A 19,401-nucleotide genomic window follows, 5' to 3' on the forward strand; every position below is an offset into this window, starting at 1 on the left:
AAAATGAGCACAGTAAACGAATTAGTAAACCGTATAGATGAGACATATGATATATCACAAATTGAAAAAGAAATTAAATTAGACAACATTGCTTTAAGTGATTTAGAACTATTGGCGACAGGTGGATATAGCCCGCTTACTGGTTTTTTGGGGAAGGAAGATTATGATTCAGTCGTAGAAACGCTTCGTTTAGCAAATGGTAGTGTGTGGAGTATACCAATTACATTACCGGTAACAGAAGAAGTCGCAGAAAGCCTGAAGACCGGAGAGGAAGTAAAGCTTGTCAACAATGGAAATATATATGGTGCTATTAAAATAGAAGATATTTTCGTACCAGATAAAGAAAAAGAAGCGTTACTTGTATATAAAACAACGGATGAGGCTCATCCAGGAGTGAAAAAATTATATGAACGACCAAACGTTTACGTTGGAGGAACTATTATTCTAACAAAACGCTTTGAAAATAATCAATTTCCTTCTTATCATTTAGACCCAATTGAAACGAGAGAAGAATTTAAAAAACGTGGGTGGAAAACAGTAGTCGGATTTCAAACGAGAAACCCGGTACATCGTGCCCATGAGTATATTCAAAAATCTGCTCTTGAAATTGTAGATGGTCTCTTTTTAAATCCACTCGTTGGAGAAACGAAATCGGATGATATTCCTGCTGATGTAAGAATGGAAAGCTATGAAGTACTCCTTCAAAACTATTATCCGAAAAATCGTGTCTTTTTAAGTGTATTTCCTGCTGCAATGCGTTACGCAGGACCAAGAGAAGCGATATTTCATGCGTTAGTAAGAAAGAATTTTGGATGTACCCACTTTATTGTAGGACGTGATCATGCCGGAGTAGGAGATTATTACGGAACATACGAAGCGCAAGAAATCTTCACGAATTTTACGATAGAAGAGTTAGGCATTACACCACTATTCTTTGAACATAGTTTTTACTGCACGAAATGTGAAGCGATGGCTTCAACAAAAACATGTCCGCACGGAAAAGAAGATCATGTTATTTTATCAGGTACGAAAGTAAGAGAATTATTAAGAAACGGTGAGATTCCGCCAAGTACATTTAGTCGTAAAGAAGTAGTAGAAGTGCTAATTAAAGGTTTAAAAAAAGAAGTAGTAACAGAATAGGGAGAGAACGAGATGGATACGAATATTACTTGGCATACAGCTTCGGTTTCAAAAGATGAGAGAAGAGTGAAGAATGGACATCACAGTTTTGTAATTTGGTTTACTGGTTTATCAGCTTCGGGTAAATCTACAGTAGCGAATGCGGTCGCTCGTAAACTGTTTGAAAAGAATATTGGAAATTATGTGCTGGATGGGGATAACATTCGCCACGGTTTAAATAAAGACTTAGGATTTTCTGAAAGTGATCGCATGGAAAATATAAGACGTATTGGCGAAGTGGCAAAGTTATTTGTAGATCAAGGAACAGTTGTCCTTACAGCATTTATTTCACCATTTCGAGTAGACCGCAAACAAGTAAGAGATTTATTAGCGGCAGATGAATTTATTGAAATTTTTGTGAAGTGTCCGATTGAAGAGTGTGAGAAACGTGATCCGAAAGGGCTTTATAAAAAGGCAAGAAAAGGTGATATTAAGGATTTCACAGGTATTGATTCGCCTTATGAAGAGCCAGAGCAAGCAGAATTAATTGTAGAAACGCACAAATATTCTATTGAAGAATGTGCAGAACAAATCGTGAAGTACTTACAAGAGCGTAGTTTTATCCCGCTATTTGCCGGGAAGTAAAATTCCTACCTCAAAGTTCGATTGGGGCAAGGAAGTTAGGTGGGGGTCGGGCTGCCCGTAAATACCCGATTGGTTAAGGCTAATAATCAGCGTGGGATGAACAAAACTCTACTGATTAAAGTTTCACTTTATATAGGGGGATTTAAAAATGAGTTATGAAAAAGTATGGGCTAACAATGAAAAACTAAATCAAACGGAGAAAAATAAATTAGAAAAAGATGGATTAGAAATTTTTAATGATATTCCTTACTATGCGGAAAATGGATTTGAATCTATTCCGAAAGAAGAGTGGGATGCCTTTAAATGGGCGGGATTGTATTTACAACGTCCAAAAGAAGCTGGTTATTTTATGATGCGGGTAAATATTCCGTCAGGGATTATTACAAATGCGCAGGCAGAAGTACTTGCTTCTATCGCTGAGGATTATGGACGTGATGTAATAGATATTACTACGAGACAGGCGATTCAGTTTCACTGGTTAGAAATTCAGCAAATACCAGATATTTTTAAAAGATTAGCAAGGGTTGGATTATCTTCAGCGGGGGCTTGTGGTGATATAACGCGGAATATTACAGGTAATCCGCTTGCTGGAATTGATGCAAATGAACTATTTGATACGACACATATTGTGAAAGAGGTATATGACTATTTCCAACATAATGAAGAGTTTTCTAATTTGCCACGTAAATTTAAAATGTCTATTAGTTCTAATATTTATAACTCAGCAAACGCAGAGATTAACTGTGTTGCATTTACACCTGCTACGAAAGAAATAGATGGTGAGAAAAAAGTTGGTTTTCATATAAAAGTAGGCGGAGGATTATCAGCCCGTCCATATTTAGCTGATGAATTAGATGTGTTCGTTTTACCAGAAGAAGTGAAGGCAGTGGCAATTGCGATTGCTACTATATTCCGTGATTTTGGATATCGTGAGAAACGTCATTTAGCCCGTTTGAAATTTCTTGTTGCGGACTGGGGAGCAGAGAAATTTAAAGAGAAACTAATAGAGTATACAGGGCCTTTACAAAGTAAAGGGGAAAGTGCACTCAAAGGATGGAATGCAGGCTATTTTTATGGTGTTCAAGACCAAAAACAAGAGGGATTAAAATATGTAGGTTTTAATGTACCGGTAGGTCGTTTACATGCAGAAGAAATGTTTGAGATTGCAAGAATCGCAAAGCAATATGGAAATGGACAAATTCGTACATGTAATTCACAAAATTTCATTATTCCGAACGTTCCTCCGGAAAATGTAAAAGGATTACTTAGTGAACCGTTGTTTGAAGCGATATCTGCAAGCCCAAAATCATTTATTGGTCATGCGGTTTCATGTACCGGTATTGAATATTGTAATCTTGCATTAGTAGAAACGAAAGAAAGATTACGAAAAATTGCAGAATACTTAGATACACAAATTGCACTCGATGTTCCAGTTCGAATTCATATGGTAGGCTGCCCGAATTCATGTGGTCAACGTCAAATTGCTGACATTGGGTTACAAGGGGTGAAAATGAAAACGAAGGAAAAGGGAATTGTTGAAGCATTTGAGATATATGTAGGTGGAACGTTGTTAGATGGCGGTGCCTACAATCAAAAGTTAAAAGGAAAAATAGATGGCGAGGATTTACCTGATGTACTCGCATCATTTATAAGTTATTTCAAAGAGAATAAATTACCAGCCGAAACATTTTATGATTTTGTAGGTCGTGTTGGTGTAGACACATTACAAATAGCGTTAAATAACGTGTTAGAAGAAGTCATAGCGTCTTAGGGGGGACAATATGGATTTATATCGATTTGAAGCTGTATTAGTGAGTGATATTGTTCCGATTGTTGTTGTTGCTCAAAGTGAAGAACAGGCATTTAAGCTTGCGGAGATTGAGCTTGAAAAACATTTTTTACCGTTGCCAGAGGTAAAAGAGATTTCTTTGTTTGAAAAAAAGAAGATTCGAAAAGGTGCAGCATTTGTTATTCATGAGTAGAGATTAGTAATACGAAAAAATAAAAACTTCCATTCTTATATACGAATGGAAGTTTCATTTTAATAGTAGAAATGAGGAGAGATGATGGGGAAGGTTTATATTGTTGGAGCGGGTCCTGGCGATCCAGATTTAATTACTGTTAAAGGGTTGAAATGTATTGAGAAGGCAGATGTTATTTTATACGATCGCCTTGTGAATAAAGAGCTGCTTTCACACGCAAAGCCTGACGCGGATTTAATTTATTGCGGGAAACTCCCGAATTATCACACGATGAAGCAAGAAACAATTAATACATTTCTTATTAAGTATGCGAAAAAAGGGAAAGTAGTAACGAGGCTTAAGGGCGGCGATCCATTTGTATTTGGTAGAGGGGGAGAAGAAGCGGAAGCATTAGCAAAGCAAGGTGTACCATTTGAAATCGTCCCAGGTATTTCATCTGGAATAGCTGCACCTGCTTATGCTGGTATTCCAGTGACGCACCGTGATGCAAGTGCAAGTTTTGCTATTGTGACTGGGCATAGGAAAGAAGGTGCTGAAGAAGAAGTGAAATGGGAAAGTTTAGCGAAAGGTGTAGAGACTTTAGCGGTATATATGGGGGTTAGTAATTTGCCCTACATATGTGAGCAACTTATGAAGCATGGAAAAGATAAAAGTACGCCAGCTGCTATTATTGAGCAGGGGACGACGTCTATGCAACGTACAGTTGTTGGGACATTAGGAACAATTGTAGATGTTGCGAAAAAAGAGCAAATTCAAAATCCGAGCATGATTGTAATTGGAGAAGTTGTCCGTTTTAGAGAAAAAATCCATTGGTTTGAGAAGCAAACGGAAAATGCTTATCAAGTAAGTGGAGTGTTGTAAAATGAAAGCCGTCTTATATATATGTCATGGAAGTCGTTTGAAGACAGCGAAAGAAGAGGCGATTCAATTTATTACATCGTGTATGAGTCGTATAGAAGCGAATATTCAAGAAGTTTGTTTTTTAGAGTTAGCGAATCCTTCTATTGAAGATGGTTTTCGTACATGTGTGAAGCGTGGGGCCACGGAGATTATTGCCATCCCTGTTTTTTTATTAGCGGCAGGTCATGTGAAGAAAGATATTCCATTTGAATTGGTAAAGCTCAAGAATCAATATCCGAATGTTAAAGTGACTTATGGTAATCCGTTTGGTGTATCAGAAACACTTATCAAATCAGTATATAACGGAAGTGGTATTGAAAAGGAAGGGAAGGCTGAAGTGACCCTTCTGCTCGTTGCAAGAGGAAGTAGTGATCCTGAAGTATTACAAGATATAAAATGGATCGCCTCTTTATTTCAAGCTGAGGAGAAAATTAAAAAAGTTGAGGTTTGTTATTTAGCGGCTGCGGAGCCGAAATTTGAGAGGAAATTGAAGGAAGTTGTAGAACGGGAAGTGGAGAACATCGTTGTGCTACCTTATTTGTTATTTACAGGTTTACTTATGAAACATATTGAGAAAGAAGTGCGCCAATATGCATTGGAAGAGATAAAAATCAGTCCATATTTAGGGAAGAATGAAGCGTTACAAGATATGTTAATTCAGAAAACGACGGAGTTATTGAAAGGAGATCAGTATGTATCCACTTACAGTGCGAGTTAATGAGAAACGGGTTGTTGTTATTGGTGGGGGAAAAGTTGCAGGATTTAAAATTATTCCTTTACTCAAACAAGGTGCGGATATAGTTGTGATCAGTCCAGAATTAGATGCGAATTTAGTAAAACTTGTGGAAGAAAAGAAAATTCGTTGGTATCAAAGAGAATATGAAAAAAGTGATATTAAAAATGCTTTTTTAGTTGTTGCAGCGAGTAGTGATTCAATATTAAATGAACAAGTTGCTGAAGATGCCGCAGAGAATCAATTAGTAAATGTTATTACAAATCCGGAAAGTGGTAATGTTCACTTTCCAGCAGCGATTCATCATGGTTTGCTTAATATAGCAGTTTCTACTGGGGGAGCGAGCCCAAAGCTCGCAAAAAAAATTCGAGATGAGATTGCAAATAAATATGATGAGACATATGAATCGTATTTAGATTTTTTATATGAAGTAAGGGTGAAGTTAAAAGATTTACAGTTAGAAAAGAGAGAACGAAATATATTACTCCAAGAAGTGTTGAAATCAGTATATGTGCAAAACGAGAGAGAAAGAGAAAGTTTTTTGCGAGAATTAGAGGGAAAGGTTTTAAAATAATAAAAGATAAAGTGCGCTTTACAAATATAAAAATATAATTTATAATCACAAGTAACTTCAATAGATGAAATCGATGAGCAAGAAGAGTACGTATATTTGATGCGTTCAGAGAGCTGGGGTTAGGTGGGAGCCCGGTACGATAAATTATACAGAATGGGCTTGCGAGAGGTATGTTGAACATTGTAGTAGGCAACCCGGGTTCCGCCGTTAAAAGGATAGAGTATCGGAATTATTCCTGTACTTGAACAAGTGGGATTTATCAATCCAATTGAGGTGGTACCACGGTATTTACATTACATATATCGTCCTCTACATGCATATTTGCGTGTAGGGGACTTTTTTATTTTCTAAAGGAGGTGTGCGAGTATGAAATGAAAGTGTATAATTAACAAAAGTTTAAATATTCAGAAAAGGAGAATTTATGATGAAAGAAACACAGCAATGGACGTCGAAAATAGGCTTTGTACTCGCAGCAGCCGGAGCCGCAGTAGGTCTTGGTGCGATATGGAAATTTCCATATGTTGCAGGTAATGGCGGGGGAGGCGCATTCTTCCTTGTATTTTTACTGCTAACTTTATTTATAGGTATGCCTCTTCTAATAGCGGAGTTTGTTATTGGACGTAGCACGCAAAAAGAGGCGGTTACAGCTTATAAAGTACTAGTGCCAAATAGCAAATTATATCCTTGGATTGGTCGTATGGGAGTTGTTACTTGTTTTAGTGTACTATCTTTTTATAGTGTTGTAGGTGGATGGATTTTACTTTATTTATATTATAGTGTGACAGGAAGTTTCTGGAATGGAGTAGCTGATTATGGACAATTGTTCGGTGAAACGATTTCAAATCCGTTAAGTGCGATTGGAGCGCAATTTATCTTTATGCTTTGTACGATTTTTGTTGTAAGTAAAGGTGTAGAGAAAGGTATAGAAAAGGCAAGTAAGTACATGATGCCGCTATTATTTATTTTATTTATTGCGATTATTGTTCGTGCGTTAACACTCGATGGTGCTTTTGCTGGAGTAGAGTTCTTCTTAAAACCAGATTTTTCAAAGCTTACAGCAGATACAATTTTATATGCGATGGGACAATCTTTCTTCTCGCTAACTGTAGGTGCCTCGGTAATGGTAACGTATAGTTCGTATTTAAAGAAAGAGGAACATTTAGCGAAATCGGCAACATCTATTGTAAGTTTAACTGTTTTTGTTACAGTACTTGCAGGATTAGCAATTTTCCCAGCGATTTTCGCATTAGGAGTTAAACCGACTGAAGGACCGGGATTACTGTTTATCGTCCTTCCAGCAGTATTTGCAAAAATACCATTTGGTCAATTTTTCTTTATTATGTTTTTAATTTTATTCTTCTTTGCGACTTTAACATCAGCAATTTCAATGCTTGAAATTGTAGTAGCATCTGTTGCGAAAGGTAATGAGAAGAAGCGTCCGTCAGCATCATTATTAATTGGTATTCTTATTTTTGCAGTCGGTATTCCATCAGCGTTATCATTTGGGATTATGAGTGACGTGAAAATATTTGGGAAAACATTCTTTGATTTAGTCGACTTTTCGGTAAGTAACGTATTGCTGCCGTTAGGAGTACTAGCTATTTCATTATTTGTACCAAATAAAATGAGTAAAGAGTTGTTGATGAAAGAATTAGAAGTGACGGAAACGAAGGGGAAAACGTTATTTAACATTTGGTTCTTCTTACTTCGTTATGTCATTCCGCTAACTGTAATAATTGTATTTTTAAATGTGATAGGTGTATTTAAAATGTTTGCATAAAAAAAGGCGGGGATCTCCCGTCTTTTTTTATGTTGTTGAATGTAATAGACGATTATACGCTTTATAGGCTGTGGTGACTGCGAGGAATGAACCGATTAAAAATAAAACTGATCCGCCAAATGTAAATATCCGGCCGATAAATGTCGCTCTAGCTTCTTCTATTTTTTGTTGTAATTGCGTATTCATATTGATCACCTCGTAAACTATAGGCATTTAGTTATAGTCTATGTAGAATGCCTATATTGTGTGAAGTGTAAATAAAAAACCTCGGTAGGTACCGAGGTTTTTTATAATCCGATATAAGGAGATGGGTCGACTGCGTTTGTCTTGCCGACATTCCATTCTCCAAGATGAAGTTCGAAGTGTAAATGTTGTCCGTATGATTGGCCCGTGTTCCCCATAAATCCAAGCTGATCGCCTTGTTTTACAGTTTGTCCATTCGATACAGAACGGCTATTCATATGAGCATATACTGTCGTATATGTTTTTCCGTTTATACGGTGAGATAAATACACTACGTTTCCGTAACTAGATGATAATTCTGAGCGAATAACAACGCCATCTGCAGCAGCGATAATTGGAACCGTTCCCGAAGCAGCGATGTCAATTCCTTTATGGTTATCTAAAGAACGTACACCAAATCCGGAAGTTTTTGATCCAGCTGCTGGTTTGATAAAGCCACCCATGTTTGTATCGTGTGGTGTTGGAGCTGCTTGAGCTGCTTGAGCAGATTTAGTAGCTTGTTGTTTGCGAGCCTCTTCTGCCTGGCGAGCTTCTTCCGCTTTACGAGCTTCTTCGGCCCGTTTTTCTTCTTCAATTGCTTTTTGCACAGCTTGACGTTGATTTTCTAAAATGCCTTTGGATTCTTCTAATCCTTCAATCTCTGAATCTACTTTTGCTACTTTCGTATGTAGATCGTTAATAAGAGTCTGTTGCTGCTGTTGGTTATTTTGTAATTCTTGTTGTTTTTGTTCTAGTTTTTGCTCAGATTCTTTCAGTTGTTGTTCTTTTTTCTCAACAGCTTCTTTTTCTGTAGTTACAGCATTTTGATCAGATGTTTGTTTTTTTACAATATCTGTATCGTTGTTTAATATTAAACTTACGGAGTACATATTATCAACAAGATCAGCAATGTTTGTAGAGTTTGTTAATACTTCTGTAATGATATTTGTACGCGGTTTTTCTTGCATAGATTGTAATCGTTGTTTAATAACTTCCTGACGTGTATCTATGTTTGTTTGTAATTGTTCTATATGTTTCTTTTTGTCAGTAATTACTTGTTGTGTTTTGCTAATTTCTTTTTTTGTATCGTTTAATTCAGCCTCGTTTTTATTAATAGAAGTAGTTAATTCATCGATTTTCTTCTGTAATTCTTGAATTTCTTTTTCTATTTGTTCTTTCTCGACTGATTTATTTTGTAAGTCACTTTGTTTGCCTTCTAATTCAGATTGAATGTTAGATAATTTATCTTGATTTGTTTCAGCGTATACGGGTGAAAGTAACGGGGAAGCAAAAATCGTTCCTGCTGCTAAAACACTAAACGCTGCAAATTTCTTTTTCATAGTTGTCTGACTCCTTTCCCTATGAATGTTATATATCATAAGAAGAAGAGTGTCTATCGTTGTAATCATAATGTAAAGAAAACTTTATAAAATTGCTAAGTTTTGTCGGGATTTATCATTTTTCAACTTTAATTGTCATAGTACTTACATTTTATTTATGGCTGTAATAAAGGTATATTTTGGGATTTATCTGTAAAATACAGGAGGAAAGTAATAGTTTTTATGGGGTGAAATAGTACTTAGAAAGCTAATAAAACACTAGTAAGGAATCGTTCTCATGTTAGGTTTTCTAACATGGGTTTATTTTTTGTCAAGAAAATTATTTGCATTCGGGCAAAGTTATTTTGTTGTCAGATTTTAAATTTTGATTTATGATTTTTAACAGGGACAAAATGTAGTGAATTGTCGAATAATATGTAATACTCTTAATTTCTTAGTTTTATAGAGATAGAATGAGAGATAGAGTGACACATCGAAGAGGGGGTTACAACAAATATGAAAAGAATAGGACTTGCATGGCAAATATTAATAGGGCTTGCGCTTGGTATTGCGGTTGGGGCGATTTTCTTTGATAATCCAGCTGTTGTGAAGTACTTACAACCAATTGGTGATATTTTCATCCGATTAATTAAAATGATCGTTGTACCGATTGTTGTAGCAAGTATTGTTGTTGGGGTTGCTGGTGTTGGCGATGTTAAAAAACTAGGTCGACTAGGCGGAAAAACAATTATTTACTTTGAAATTATTACAACAATTGCAATTATTGTTGGTCTATTAATAGCGAATATTTTCCAACCAGGAAAAGGCGTAAATATGGAGCAGTTAACAAAGACAGATATTTCGAAATATACACATACGACAGAGCAAGTACAAAGTCATTCATTTGCAGATACGTTTGTAAATATTGTTCCAACAAACATTATGAAGTCATTGGCTGACGGAGATATGCTTGCTATTATCTTCTTCTCTGTACTATTTGGTTTAGGTGTAGCAGCAATTGGTGAAAGAGGAAGACCAGTTCTTCAATTTTTCCAAGGTGTAGCTGACGCAATGTTTTATGTAACAAACCAAGTTATGAAATTTGCACCATTTGGTGTGTTTGCACTAATTGGTGTTACAGTTTCTACATTTGGTCTTGCTTCATTAATTCCATTAGGGAAATTGCTAATTGTCGTATATGGGGCAATGATCTTCTTCGTCGTAGTTGTCTTAGGACTTACAGCGAAAATATTTGGAATTAACATTTTCCAATTCTTTAAGATTTTAAAAGACGAGCTGATCTTAGCGTATTCTACAGCAAGCTCAGAAACAGTTTTACCAAAAATCATGGAGAAAATGGAGAAATTCGGTTGTCCGAAAGCAATTACATCTTTCGTTATTCCGACAGGTTATTCATTTAACTTAGATGGATCAACTTTATATCAAGCAATTGCGGCTATTTTCTTGGCGCAAATGTACGGTATTGATTTATCTATTACACAACAAATTACATTATTACTTGTATTAATGGTTACATCAAAAGGTATCGCAGGTGTACCGGGCGTATCATTCGTTGTATTATTAGCGACACTTGGTACAGTAGGTATTCCACCTGAAGGTTTAGCGTTCATTGCTGGTATTGACCGTATTTTAGATATGGCTCGTACAGCAGTTAACGTTGTAGGAAACTCTTTAGCAGCTGTAGTTATGTCTAAGTGGGAAGGTCAATATGACGCTGAAAAAGGACAAGCTTATTTAAAAGAGATTTCTGAAAAGGGTCAAGCTGCTTAATTATAATATGAACAAGCTCTCACATAATATGTGGGAGCTTTTCTGTATATAGAAGAGGAGTATACATAATGAAACGTAAATATGGTGACGGTTCTTCGTGGAAAAGACTAATAGAAAAGAGTTATAGGCTTAAGCAAGTGGAAGAGGGAATGCTCGGAATACTGGATATAAAAAAGGTGAGAGAGCCTAGTTGTAAAGAATATGATGGTAAAGAAATTTGTATTGCAAGTGATGGGTATACGTGGGTTCAATATTTCATTAATGGAAAGAACTTTGCGATTACAGCTATGTTAGATGATAGGCACAATTTAGTGCAATATTATATTGATGTGACGAAAGAATATGAAATAGACGATCGTGGTTTACCGTATTTTGATGATTTATATTTAGATGTAGTATTATTACCTAGCGGTAAGGTGTATGTATTAGATGAAGAGGAGCTAGAGGATGCTTATAAAAGTGGCGATGTCACGAAGGAAGAGTATGAGTTAGCTTGGTACACTACGAAATGGATATTAGCAGCAATAAAAAATAGTGAATTTTATTGGATTTCAATATTGGAAGAAGAAATCGAAAAGCTAAAATGATTATTGTATTCAAATTTTTGTATAATTACCAAAAAAATCTATACAAAAAATAATTGACTTTTGTTTTGTAAGCGAGTAAAGTTAGGGAAGAAATTATTATTAAAAAATAAATATGAAACCTTCTTATAAAGAGAGGCGGAGGGACTGGCCCTACGATGCCTCGGCAGCGGACTCGATTTCAGAGTGCTGTGCCAAATCCAGCAAGCATGTGCTTGAAAGATGAGAAGAGCGTTTCTTATAGATGTATAAGACCTCTTCTCATCGGAAGAGGTCTTTTGTTATTCATTAGAAAAAGGTTGAAACTAGGGAGAGATGGTACTTTGAAAGAAACGAGAGGAAATGCTTTAGCTTTATTACCACTTGGGATATTTTTGGCGCTATTTATTGGTTCTGGAATTATTACAGGTGATTTCTATAAATTGCCGATACTTGTAGCAATTTCAATTGCTGTAGGAGTCGCTTTAGTGATGAATCGTAAAGAAAGTTTTAATGTGAAAGTCGAGCGGTTCGCTAAAGGTGCAGGAAATCCGGATATTATGATTATGGTATTAATTTTTGTGCTTGCAGGTGCATTTTCTGAAACGGCTAAAGGAATGGGCGGAGTAGACTCAACTGTTAATTTAGCGTTAACTATTTTACCGCCAGGATTTATCGTAGCTGGAATCTTTGTTATTGGTGCATTTATTTCATTAGCAATGGGAACTTCAATGGGAACAATTGCAGCATTAGCGCCGATTGCTGTAGGTATTAGTGGTCAAACTGATATCTCAATTGCGCTTGCAATGGCTACTGTTGTTGGGGGAGCGATGTTTGGTGATAATTTATCATTTATTTCAGATACAACAATCGCAGCTGTTCGTTCACAAGGAACAGAAATGAAAGATAAGTTTAAAACGAATTTTTTAATTGTGTTACCAGCGGCTATTATTACAATTGTATTATTAGTAATAGTTACTTCAGGAAGTGACACGCAAATTAAAGCACATAGCTTTGATTGGATAAAGATTTTACCGTACGCAGGAGTACTTATTACAGCGCTACTTGGCTGGAATGTACTTATTGTATTAACTGGTGGAACTGTATTATCTGGTGTTATCGGTCTTATAGATGGAAGTTACACGTTAGAAAGTTTCTTTAAAAGTGTAACGACTGGAATGGGCGGTATGATGGAGTTAGTATTACTTGCTATATTAATTGGCGGTATGGTTGAATTAATCCAATATAATGGTGGTATTCAATATTTAATGAATGTATTAACACGTAATATTCGTTCGAAAAAAGGTGCAGAATTTGGTATTGCTGGTTTAGTAAGTATGACGAATATGTGTACAGCGAATAATACGATTTCGATTATCTTTACAGGCCCGCTTGCAAAAAATATTGCAGATCAATATGAAATAGACCCTCGTAAATCAGCGAGTGTATTAGATCTTTTCTCATGTTGTGTACAAGGATTAATTCCGTACGGTGCCCAAATGTTAACGGCAGCAGGATTTGCAGCGTTATCTCCGGTTGAATTGTTGCCATATGCATTTTATCCAATCTTAGTTGGAGTATGTGGGATTGTTTCTATTTTAATTGGATTTCCAAGATTTTCGAAAGTAGCTGAGAAAAAAGAGTATCATAAAACAGCTTAATTTAATATGAATGTTAGTAATTAAAAAAACGTGCAGAGAATAAACTCTGCACGTTTTTTTGCGTAAAGGGCTGAATATGACTCGGTCTTAAGTCTGAGTTAAAAACGGTTCTTAAGCTCGTTATGGAAAGATGAAAAAATAGTTAAGATAAGAGTATCAAATCGAAGGGAGGCAAGCACAAGATGAAACAATTTCTAGCGTTTATCGCAGCCGGTATTTTGGCTTTAATTGCTCTTGGTAGTCTTGCTGGTATTGTAGGATTCGCAATCGGAGCAGGAGTTGTATATTGGAGCTATAAATCATTTGTGCGAGCTAAGTCATTTTTTGGAAAGTTAGCTTGGGGTATTGTTGGTTTAATCGGTTTATCCATTGCGCTTTCTCATTCACCAGCATTAATCGGTATCGCTGCTTTAGTGGTTTTATACTACGGATACCGTGAGTGGAAAAAAGAAAAAGATGTAGTTGTTGAATCTGCTCCAGAAAGTTCTAAACCATATAGCAACTTTGAAGATGAGTGGAACAAATTAATGAAAAACTAAAACAATAAATCAAATTATAAATAAAGTAGAAGAGAGGAAGATTTATAATGAAACAATCTTTATTCGGACGTGTACGCGATGCAATTTTAGCTGATTTTCATAACGTGTTAGATGAGAAGGAAAGAAAAAATCCAATTGCGATGTTAAACCAATATTTACGTGATAGTGAGCGTGAAATAACAAAAATTGAGAAGTTAATTGAACGTCATAAAACATTAAAATCTAACTTTGCTCGTGAGCTTGAGCAAGCACGTTATTTCGTTAACAAAAGATCAAAGCAAGCTATCATTGCTCAAGAAGCAGGCGAATTACAATTGCACGAGCGTGCGTTAGAAGAGGTAGCTTATTATGAAGGGCAAGTAACTCGATTAGAAGAAATGTATGCAGGTGTTGTAGAGCAAATTGATGAGTTAGAGCGTCGTCTTTCTGAAATGAAAAATAAATTAAAAGAAATGCACGCAAAGCGTATGGAACTAATGGCACGTGAAAATATGGCACATGCAAATCGTCGTATGAATACTGCGATGCATAAAATGGATGAAAATAATCCGTTCTTACGATTTGAAGAAATTGAAGATCACATTCGTGACTTAGAAACTCGTATGAATGAAGAACATGAGCGTGACACATTTGATATGAAAATTGCAAAACTTGAGCGTGAAATGAAAGAAAAGAATGATGTATCGTTAACGAAAGAGTTAACAAAATAATAGTAGTATATTATAAAACAGGCTTATGATATAGTGATAGGAGAAAAGGTGTTGGAAAGCAATGCCTTTTCTTCTATGTATATGTGACAAGAAGGGGGGAGCTGAAATGAAGAAACATTTTTCAAAGACACAATTAATGGGGATGCTCCTCATCATATTTGGATTCGGTCTTTTTCTTGATATGATACTTGGACATTTTGAACCAGGTGGTCTCATTTTTGCATTTATTATGCTTATGTTTGGAAGGCATTATCGTAAAAAGAATCGTTATGTACGGGGAAATGTATTTTTATTTGTTGGTGGTATCGTATTTTTATTCTTCTTATTTTCATCAGCAGCATTTGTTCTTGTCGTATTTGCTTGTTTAGCTTTAATTGGTTATCAATTGATTCAACAAGGGCATCAGCAAAAAGCGATGAAGGTTGAAATTAAAGAAAAAGGGATTATAGACGAAGAGAAGCAAATATATCGTACAGAACCATATTTGAAAAATATGTTTGTAGGCAATGTACGAATGATGGATCATATTTATGAACTTGAGGATATTAATGTTCAATACGGTGCTTGTGATGTGGAAATAGATTTAACTACTGCTATGATTCCAGAAGGGGAAACGGTAATTGTTATTCGGGGTGTCGTTGGTAATATTCGTTTATATGTGCCATATGATATTGAACTTTCTTTAAATCATTCTGTTATTGTCGGACGTGTGCTCTTGCCAGGTCATGAAGAGACAGGGTTTAACCGCAATGTTACATTTAGAACAGAGCAGTATAAAGAGGCTCCTCGTCGTATTAAAATTATTTCTTCGCTTGTCGTAGGCGACACGGAAGTGAGGAAAGTATAATGAAGAAACAAAAAAATATTTCGTGGATGTATATTCGTTATTCTATGTTGTCTTCAGTTAGTATCGCACTCATTTGTACAATTGTATATGTATGGAAAAGCGAGCAACAAGTGTATGATTTATTATGGAAGGAATCCATCGCTTCTGTTCCAATTGGCTTGTTTATTATGACTACAAGTTTACTTATCGGGGGAATTGTAGGATATGCAATCGGTTACTATATAGAGCAGCGTATACAAGGATTAAATACGTTTCTATTTGAAGTAGAGCGAGGGAATTTTCCGAGCGATGTTTCGTTTACTGCAGATGATGAATTTCATGAAGTGGAACGAAAAGTAATCGTTTTGGCTCGTCGATTAGAGGAGCAAGCTGGACTCTTTCAAAAAGTAACGAATGAACGAGCTCATTGGAATGAAGAGATGAGACAAGAAGCGATTTCTCAAGAAAGGCATCGTTTAGCAAGGGAGTTGCATGATTCAGTAAGTCAGCAGCTTTTCGCAATGTCGATGATGATGTCAGCGATTAATGAACAAATAACTGAATTTCCAGATGTGACAAAAAAACAATTACAACTTGTTGAAAATATGGTTGTAAATGCTCAATCAGAAATGAGAGCATTGCTCCTTCATTTACGTCCTGTACAATTGGAAGGTAAGAAACTGACAGAAGGTATAGAGGAATTATTAACGGAATTATCGCGAAAACAACATATGAAAATTGAATGGCTTATTGAGCCAATAGAATTAAAAAAAGGTGTAGAAGATCATTTATTCCGTATTGTGCAAGAAGCGTTATCAAACACGTTGCGACACGCGAAGGCAAAGAAAACAGAAGTGCGCCTTCGAAAAATTGATCAATATGCGATTTTAAAAATTATTGATGACGGCGTTGGGTTTGAAGTAGGCGTTAATAAGGCAGGTTCATATGGCCTAAGATCGATGCAAGAGCGTGTTCATGAAATTGGTGGGACACTCAAGGTGCTTAGTTTCCCGGCCAAAGGTACACAAATAGAAGTAAAAGTACCGATTATGATTGAGAGAGGGGGAGAAGTATGATAAAAGTATTGCTTGTCGATGATCATGAAATGGTTCGTATGGGTGTATCGGCATATTTATCTACACAGCCAGATATTGAAGTAGTAGGGGAAGCTGAGAATGGACGAAAAGGATCAGAATTAGCATTGCAATTAAGACCGGATATTATTTTAATGGACCTTGTTATGGATGAGATGGATGGCGTCGAAGCAACACGTGCTATTATTCAAGAATGGCCAGAAGCAAAAATTGTAGTTGTAACAAGTTTTTTAGATGACGAAAAATTGTACCCTGTTATTGAGGCTGGTGCGACCAGTTACTTATTAAAAACATCAAGAGCAAGTGATATTGCCGATGCTGTACGAGCTACTTATGGTGGAGAAACAGTATTAGAGCCGAAAGTTACCGGGAAAATGATGTCCCGTATGCGTCAAAAGAAAGAGCAACCTTTGCATGATGACTTAACGGAAAGAGAGTTTGAGATTTTGTTATTAATTGCAGAGGGAAAAAGTAATCAAGAGATTGCGGACGAGTTATTTATTGCACTGAAAACGGTAAAGACACATGTGAGTAACATATTAAATAAATTGAATGTAAGTGATCGTACTCAGGCAGTTATTTATGCATTTAGGCATCAATTAACGAAGTGATAAAGTGAAGCTTTAATTGGCGGGGAATTCCTCGCTGATTATTGGCTCGCTACAATATAGATTTGGCGTTAAAACCATCGAATGTTTTTATTGACGATAAATAATGTAAGCGTTATCATTAAGGTGTTAACAGTACATATAAAGGGGAGAATGTATATGTTAGTTCAAACTATATTCGGAATGGATAAGTCTAAAAAATTAGGGGAGTATGTGAACGCATTACAAGCACTTTGTGAACAATATAATGTTGAAACAGATAAAATTGCGATTATTGAGGCAACAGAGGAATACTATTTATTTTTAGTAAAGCAAGAAGAGCGCTATGATGTTGTCAAGGTAGAAACAGTTGATACAAATATTGAATATTATACGAAAGCTTATAAAATAAGCAGTTTTAATCATACTGCTTATCAAATGTAAAAAAACTCCCTTTTGGGAGTTTTTTTAGGAGGCTTTTACTTCGTTAGATTCGATTAGTAATGGAACTTTTTTCGTACCGCTTAACTTAGCGATTGTAAGGCCAAGAAGAGCTCCTGCTAATGCTGGTATTAGCCAACCGATTCCTTCATTATATAAAGGGATAAATTCAAAATATGGTGTGATGAATGAAACTGAAATACCACCTTGTTTTAATCCATCAAATACGCTCACTACAGCTGATCCGATTAAAGCACATACATAAACAGAGCGATATCCACCGAAGTATTTATGAAGTAACGATAGTAGTACGAGTACAATCGCAATTGGATACACAACAAGTAGAATTGGAACAGAGATTGCGATAATTTTCGTTAAACCTAAGTTGGCAACTAATAATCCTAATGCGCAAATGATACTCGCGAATGTTTTGTATGAAAATGTAGTCAATAATGTTGAAAAATATTGGCTGCACGCAGATACGAGTCCAACGCATGTCGTTAAACAAGCGAGTGTAACGATAAGAGATAATAGGAGCAAACCATACGGACCGAATAATTGTTGTACGATAACAGTAAGTAGCTGTCCACCATTTTTTGCATATCCGAGAGAGACACTAGTTGCCCCCAGCCAGCCGAGTGCACCATATACAAGTACGAGTCCTGTAGCGGCAATAAGCCCTGCTTTTGCTGTGGCGATGGCAATGGACTTACGATCATTTACACCTTTAGAGCGAATTGCATTTACAACGATAATTCCAAATGCAAGTGCTGAAATGGTGTCCATTGTTAAGTACCCTTCCATAAAGCCTTTGAAGATTGGAGAAGTTTGATACTCTTGCATAGCTGGTCCTGATTGCCCAAGTGGTGTAAAGACACTTTTAACAAACAATAAGAAAATTGAGATTAATAAAATAGGTGTTAATATATTTCCAATACGATCGACAAGTTTAGATGGATTTAAGCTCAGCCAAAATACGAAAGTAAAGAATATGATTGTATATACAAATAGCACTAGGCTGCTAGAGCGGATTGTTTCTGGTAAGAAAGAACTAACACCCATTTCATAAGCAACATTTGCAACACGTGGGATGCCCATGGATGGACCGATGGCAATGTATACAACTACTGTAAAGAAAATTCCGAATAATGGATGGACATGACTTGCAAGTTGCTGCATCCCATTTCCTGATAGAGAAATTGCGATAACAGTTAGTAGTGGTAAGCCAACTCCTGTTAGTAAAAATCCAATCATTGCTGGCCAAAAATTTTCACCTGCGTTTTGTCCAAGCATGGGAGGGAAAATTAAATTACCTGCCCCAAAAAATAAAGAAAATAGCATAAGACCCGTGAAAAAAATATGTTTTTTTGATACAGTGTTCATTGTTTTTCCTCCTTTTTTAAATTCATTTGTAAGAACACAAAAAACTCGTCCCTAAAGAAAGGGACGAGTTATATTTACCCGCGATACCACCCTAATTTACACATGTAGAAATAAATCTATATGTATACGGCTTTGCAACGTACAACATGATACGTGTTCCTTGTAACGGGGGACGGCCGGTAAGAACTTACTGTAACATTCGGTTCTACTTCTCGGAGATGATTTTCGGTTACGCACTGAACGTTGGCTTTCAGCAAATCGCCAACTCTCTGGGGAACAGTTCTATAACGTACTCGTTCTCGTCAATGAATTTTTATTCAAGTATTCTGACAGTATTGTTGCATGTTTTTTTTAGAAAGTCAATATGTTTTTTGAAAGATATATTTATATACGGAAATATCGAAAGTAATATTCGTTGTTGCAAAAGGAATAATGAATTGTAAAATGGGAGTAAAAATTTGTGGAGAATTGTAAAATTTATAGAGAAAGTTGATATTTATAGGAGTAAAGAAGGGATTATTTGAATTTACAG

The 19,401-nt window shown here is 36.0% G+C and carries 20 protein-coding genes, 1 riboswitch and 2 other annotated features; of the genes, 17 read left to right on the forward strand and 3 right to left on the reverse strand.

The window, feature by feature from the left end:
* Positions 1–3: 3 nt before the first annotated feature.
* The 8 genes from sat (at position 4) to MRP26_RS11750 (ending at position 7,733) form a co-directional block, all read left to right on the forward strand.
* Positions 4–1,140 (forward strand): sulfate adenylyltransferase, encoded by a 1,137-nt coding sequence (gene sat, locus MRP26_RS11715; protein WP_064531921.1) that lies wholly within the window; start codon positions 4–6, stop codon positions 1,138–1,140.
* Positions 1,141–1,152: 12 nt separating this feature from the next.
* Positions 1,153–1,764, forward strand: coding sequence for an adenylyl-sulfate kinase (gene cysC, locus MRP26_RS11720; protein WP_029441817.1), 612 nt, complete (start codon positions 1,153–1,155; stop codon positions 1,762–1,764).
* A 148-nt stretch (positions 1,765–1,912) separates the two neighbouring features.
* The gene (locus tag MRP26_RS11725) at positions 1,913–3,535 is read left to right on the forward strand and encodes a nitrite/sulfite reductase (protein ID WP_000119611.1); all 1,623 of its coding nucleotides are present in this window, start codon (positions 1,913–1,915) and stop codon (positions 3,533–3,535) included.
* 10 nt (positions 3,536–3,545) lie between these two features.
* The gene (locus tag MRP26_RS11730; protein ID WP_000366918.1) at positions 3,546–3,746 is read left to right on the forward strand and encodes a DUF3906 family protein; all 201 of its coding nucleotides are present in this window, start codon (positions 3,546–3,548) and stop codon (positions 3,744–3,746) included.
* Between the two features lie 84 nt (positions 3,747–3,830).
* Positions 3,831–4,607 (forward strand): uroporphyrinogen-III C-methyltransferase, encoded by a 777-nt coding sequence (cobA, locus tag MRP26_RS11735; protein ID WP_065228512.1) that lies wholly within the window; start codon positions 3,831–3,833, stop codon positions 4,605–4,607.
* Position 4,608: 1 nt separating this feature from the next.
* Positions 4,609–5,364: a sirohydrochlorin chelatase gene (locus MRP26_RS11740; RefSeq protein WP_000648881.1), complete on the forward strand. Its 756-nt coding sequence runs from the start codon at positions 4,609–4,611 to the stop codon at positions 5,362–5,364.
* Positions 5,339–5,953, forward strand: a complete 615-nt coding sequence (locus MRP26_RS11745) for an NAD(P)-binding protein (RefSeq protein WP_053564909.1) — start codon at positions 5,339–5,341, stop codon at positions 5,951–5,953. Before MRP26_RS11740 ends, MRP26_RS11745 begins: the two co-directional genes overlap by 26 nt.
* Positions 5,954–6,017: 64 nt before the next feature.
* Positions 6,018–6,266 (forward strand) — a binding site (T-box leader).
* A 111-nt stretch (positions 6,267–6,377) separates the two neighbouring features.
* Positions 6,378–7,733: a sodium-dependent transporter gene (locus MRP26_RS11750; protein WP_242806168.1), complete on the forward strand. Its 1,356-nt coding sequence runs from the start codon at positions 6,378–6,380 to the stop codon at positions 7,731–7,733.
* A 27-nt stretch (positions 7,734–7,760) separates the two neighbouring features.
* Here MRP26_RS11750 and MRP26_RS11755 read toward each other — a convergent pair whose 3' ends face one another.
* Positions 7,761–7,919, reverse strand: a complete 159-nt coding sequence (locus tag MRP26_RS11755; RefSeq protein WP_001095997.1) for a hypothetical protein — start codon at positions 7,917–7,919, stop codon at positions 7,761–7,763.
* Between the two features lie 101 nt (positions 7,920–8,020).
* Positions 8,021–9,295: a murein hydrolase activator EnvC family protein gene (locus MRP26_RS11760; RefSeq protein WP_242806166.1), complete on the reverse strand. Its 1,275-nt coding sequence runs from the start codon at positions 9,293–9,295 to the stop codon at positions 8,021–8,023.
* A 495-nt stretch (positions 9,296–9,790) separates the two neighbouring features.
* On the opposite strand from MRP26_RS11760, the gene gltP reads away from it, so the two are divergent.
* The 9 genes from gltP (at position 9,791) to MRP26_RS11805 (ending at position 17,489) form a co-directional block, all read left to right on the forward strand.
* A complete protein-coding gene (gene gltP / locus MRP26_RS11765) occupies positions 9,791–11,065 on the forward strand; it encodes a glutamate/aspartate:proton symporter GltP (RefSeq protein WP_000821126.1) in 1,275 nt (424 codons plus the stop codon).
* A gap of 68 nt (positions 11,066–11,133) precedes the next feature.
* Positions 11,134–11,652 carry a ribonuclease FAU-1 family protein gene (locus tag MRP26_RS11770; RefSeq protein WP_000824654.1) on the forward strand — a complete coding sequence of 173 codons (519 nt, stop codon included), beginning with the start codon at positions 11,134–11,136 and terminating at the stop codon, positions 11,650–11,652.
* Between the two features lie 120 nt (positions 11,653–11,772).
* A riboswitch (SAM riboswitch) is annotated at positions 11,773–11,878 on the forward strand.
* A 94-nt stretch (positions 11,879–11,972) separates the two neighbouring features.
* A complete protein-coding gene (locus tag MRP26_RS11775) occupies positions 11,973–13,289 on the forward strand; it encodes a Na+/H+ antiporter NhaC family protein (protein ID WP_064531925.1) in 1,317 nt (438 codons plus the stop codon).
* A 182-nt stretch (positions 13,290–13,471) separates the two neighbouring features.
* Entirely contained in the window at positions 13,472–13,828 is a 357-nt protein-coding gene (locus tag MRP26_RS11780; protein WP_000808640.1) for a lmo0954 family membrane protein, read from the forward strand.
* Between the two features lie 47 nt (positions 13,829–13,875).
* Positions 13,876–14,538 (forward strand): PspA/IM30 family protein, encoded by a 663-nt coding sequence (locus MRP26_RS11785; protein ID WP_000814127.1) that lies wholly within the window; start codon positions 13,876–13,878, stop codon positions 14,536–14,538.
* Positions 14,539–14,644: 106 nt separating this feature from the next.
* On the forward strand, positions 14,645–15,385 hold the full coding sequence (gene liaF, locus MRP26_RS11790) for a cell wall-active antibiotics response protein LiaF (RefSeq protein WP_000716094.1): 741 nt from the start codon (positions 14,645–14,647) through the stop codon (positions 15,383–15,385).
* Positions 15,385–16,440 carry a sensor histidine kinase gene (locus MRP26_RS11795; RefSeq protein WP_000744326.1) on the forward strand — a complete coding sequence of 352 codons (1,056 nt, stop codon included), beginning with the start codon at positions 15,385–15,387 and terminating at the stop codon, positions 16,438–16,440. Before liaF ends, MRP26_RS11795 begins: the two co-directional genes overlap by 1 nt.
* Complete coding sequence (locus MRP26_RS11800; protein WP_197242169.1) at positions 16,437–17,069, forward strand: response regulator; 633 nt, start codon at positions 16,437–16,439, stop codon at positions 17,067–17,069. Before MRP26_RS11795 ends, MRP26_RS11800 begins: the two co-directional genes overlap by 4 nt.
* Before the next feature lie 81 nt (positions 17,070–17,150).
* Positions 17,151–17,489 carry a DUF3922 domain-containing protein gene (locus MRP26_RS11805; protein ID WP_072939635.1) on the forward strand — a complete coding sequence of 113 codons (339 nt, stop codon included), beginning with the start codon at positions 17,151–17,153 and terminating at the stop codon, positions 17,487–17,489.
* A gap of 24 nt (positions 17,490–17,513) precedes the next feature.
* On the opposite strand, the gene brnQ3 is transcribed toward MRP26_RS11805, so the two are convergent.
* Positions 17,514–18,869, reverse strand: coding sequence for a branched-chain amino acid transport system II carrier protein BrnQ3 (gene brnQ3 / locus MRP26_RS11810; protein WP_053564907.1), 1,356 nt, complete (start codon positions 18,867–18,869; stop codon positions 17,514–17,516).
* Positions 18,870–18,925: 56 nt separating this feature from the next.
* Positions 18,926–19,184 (reverse strand) — a binding site (T-box leader).
* Positions 19,185–19,401 lie beyond the last annotated feature (217 nt).

Origin of the sequence: Bacillus sp. CCB-MMP212, from assembly GCF_022748145.1 — a bacterium.
GTDB classification, from domain to species: domain Bacteria; phylum Bacillota; class Bacilli; order Bacillales; family Bacillaceae_G; genus Bacillus_A; species Bacillus_A cereus.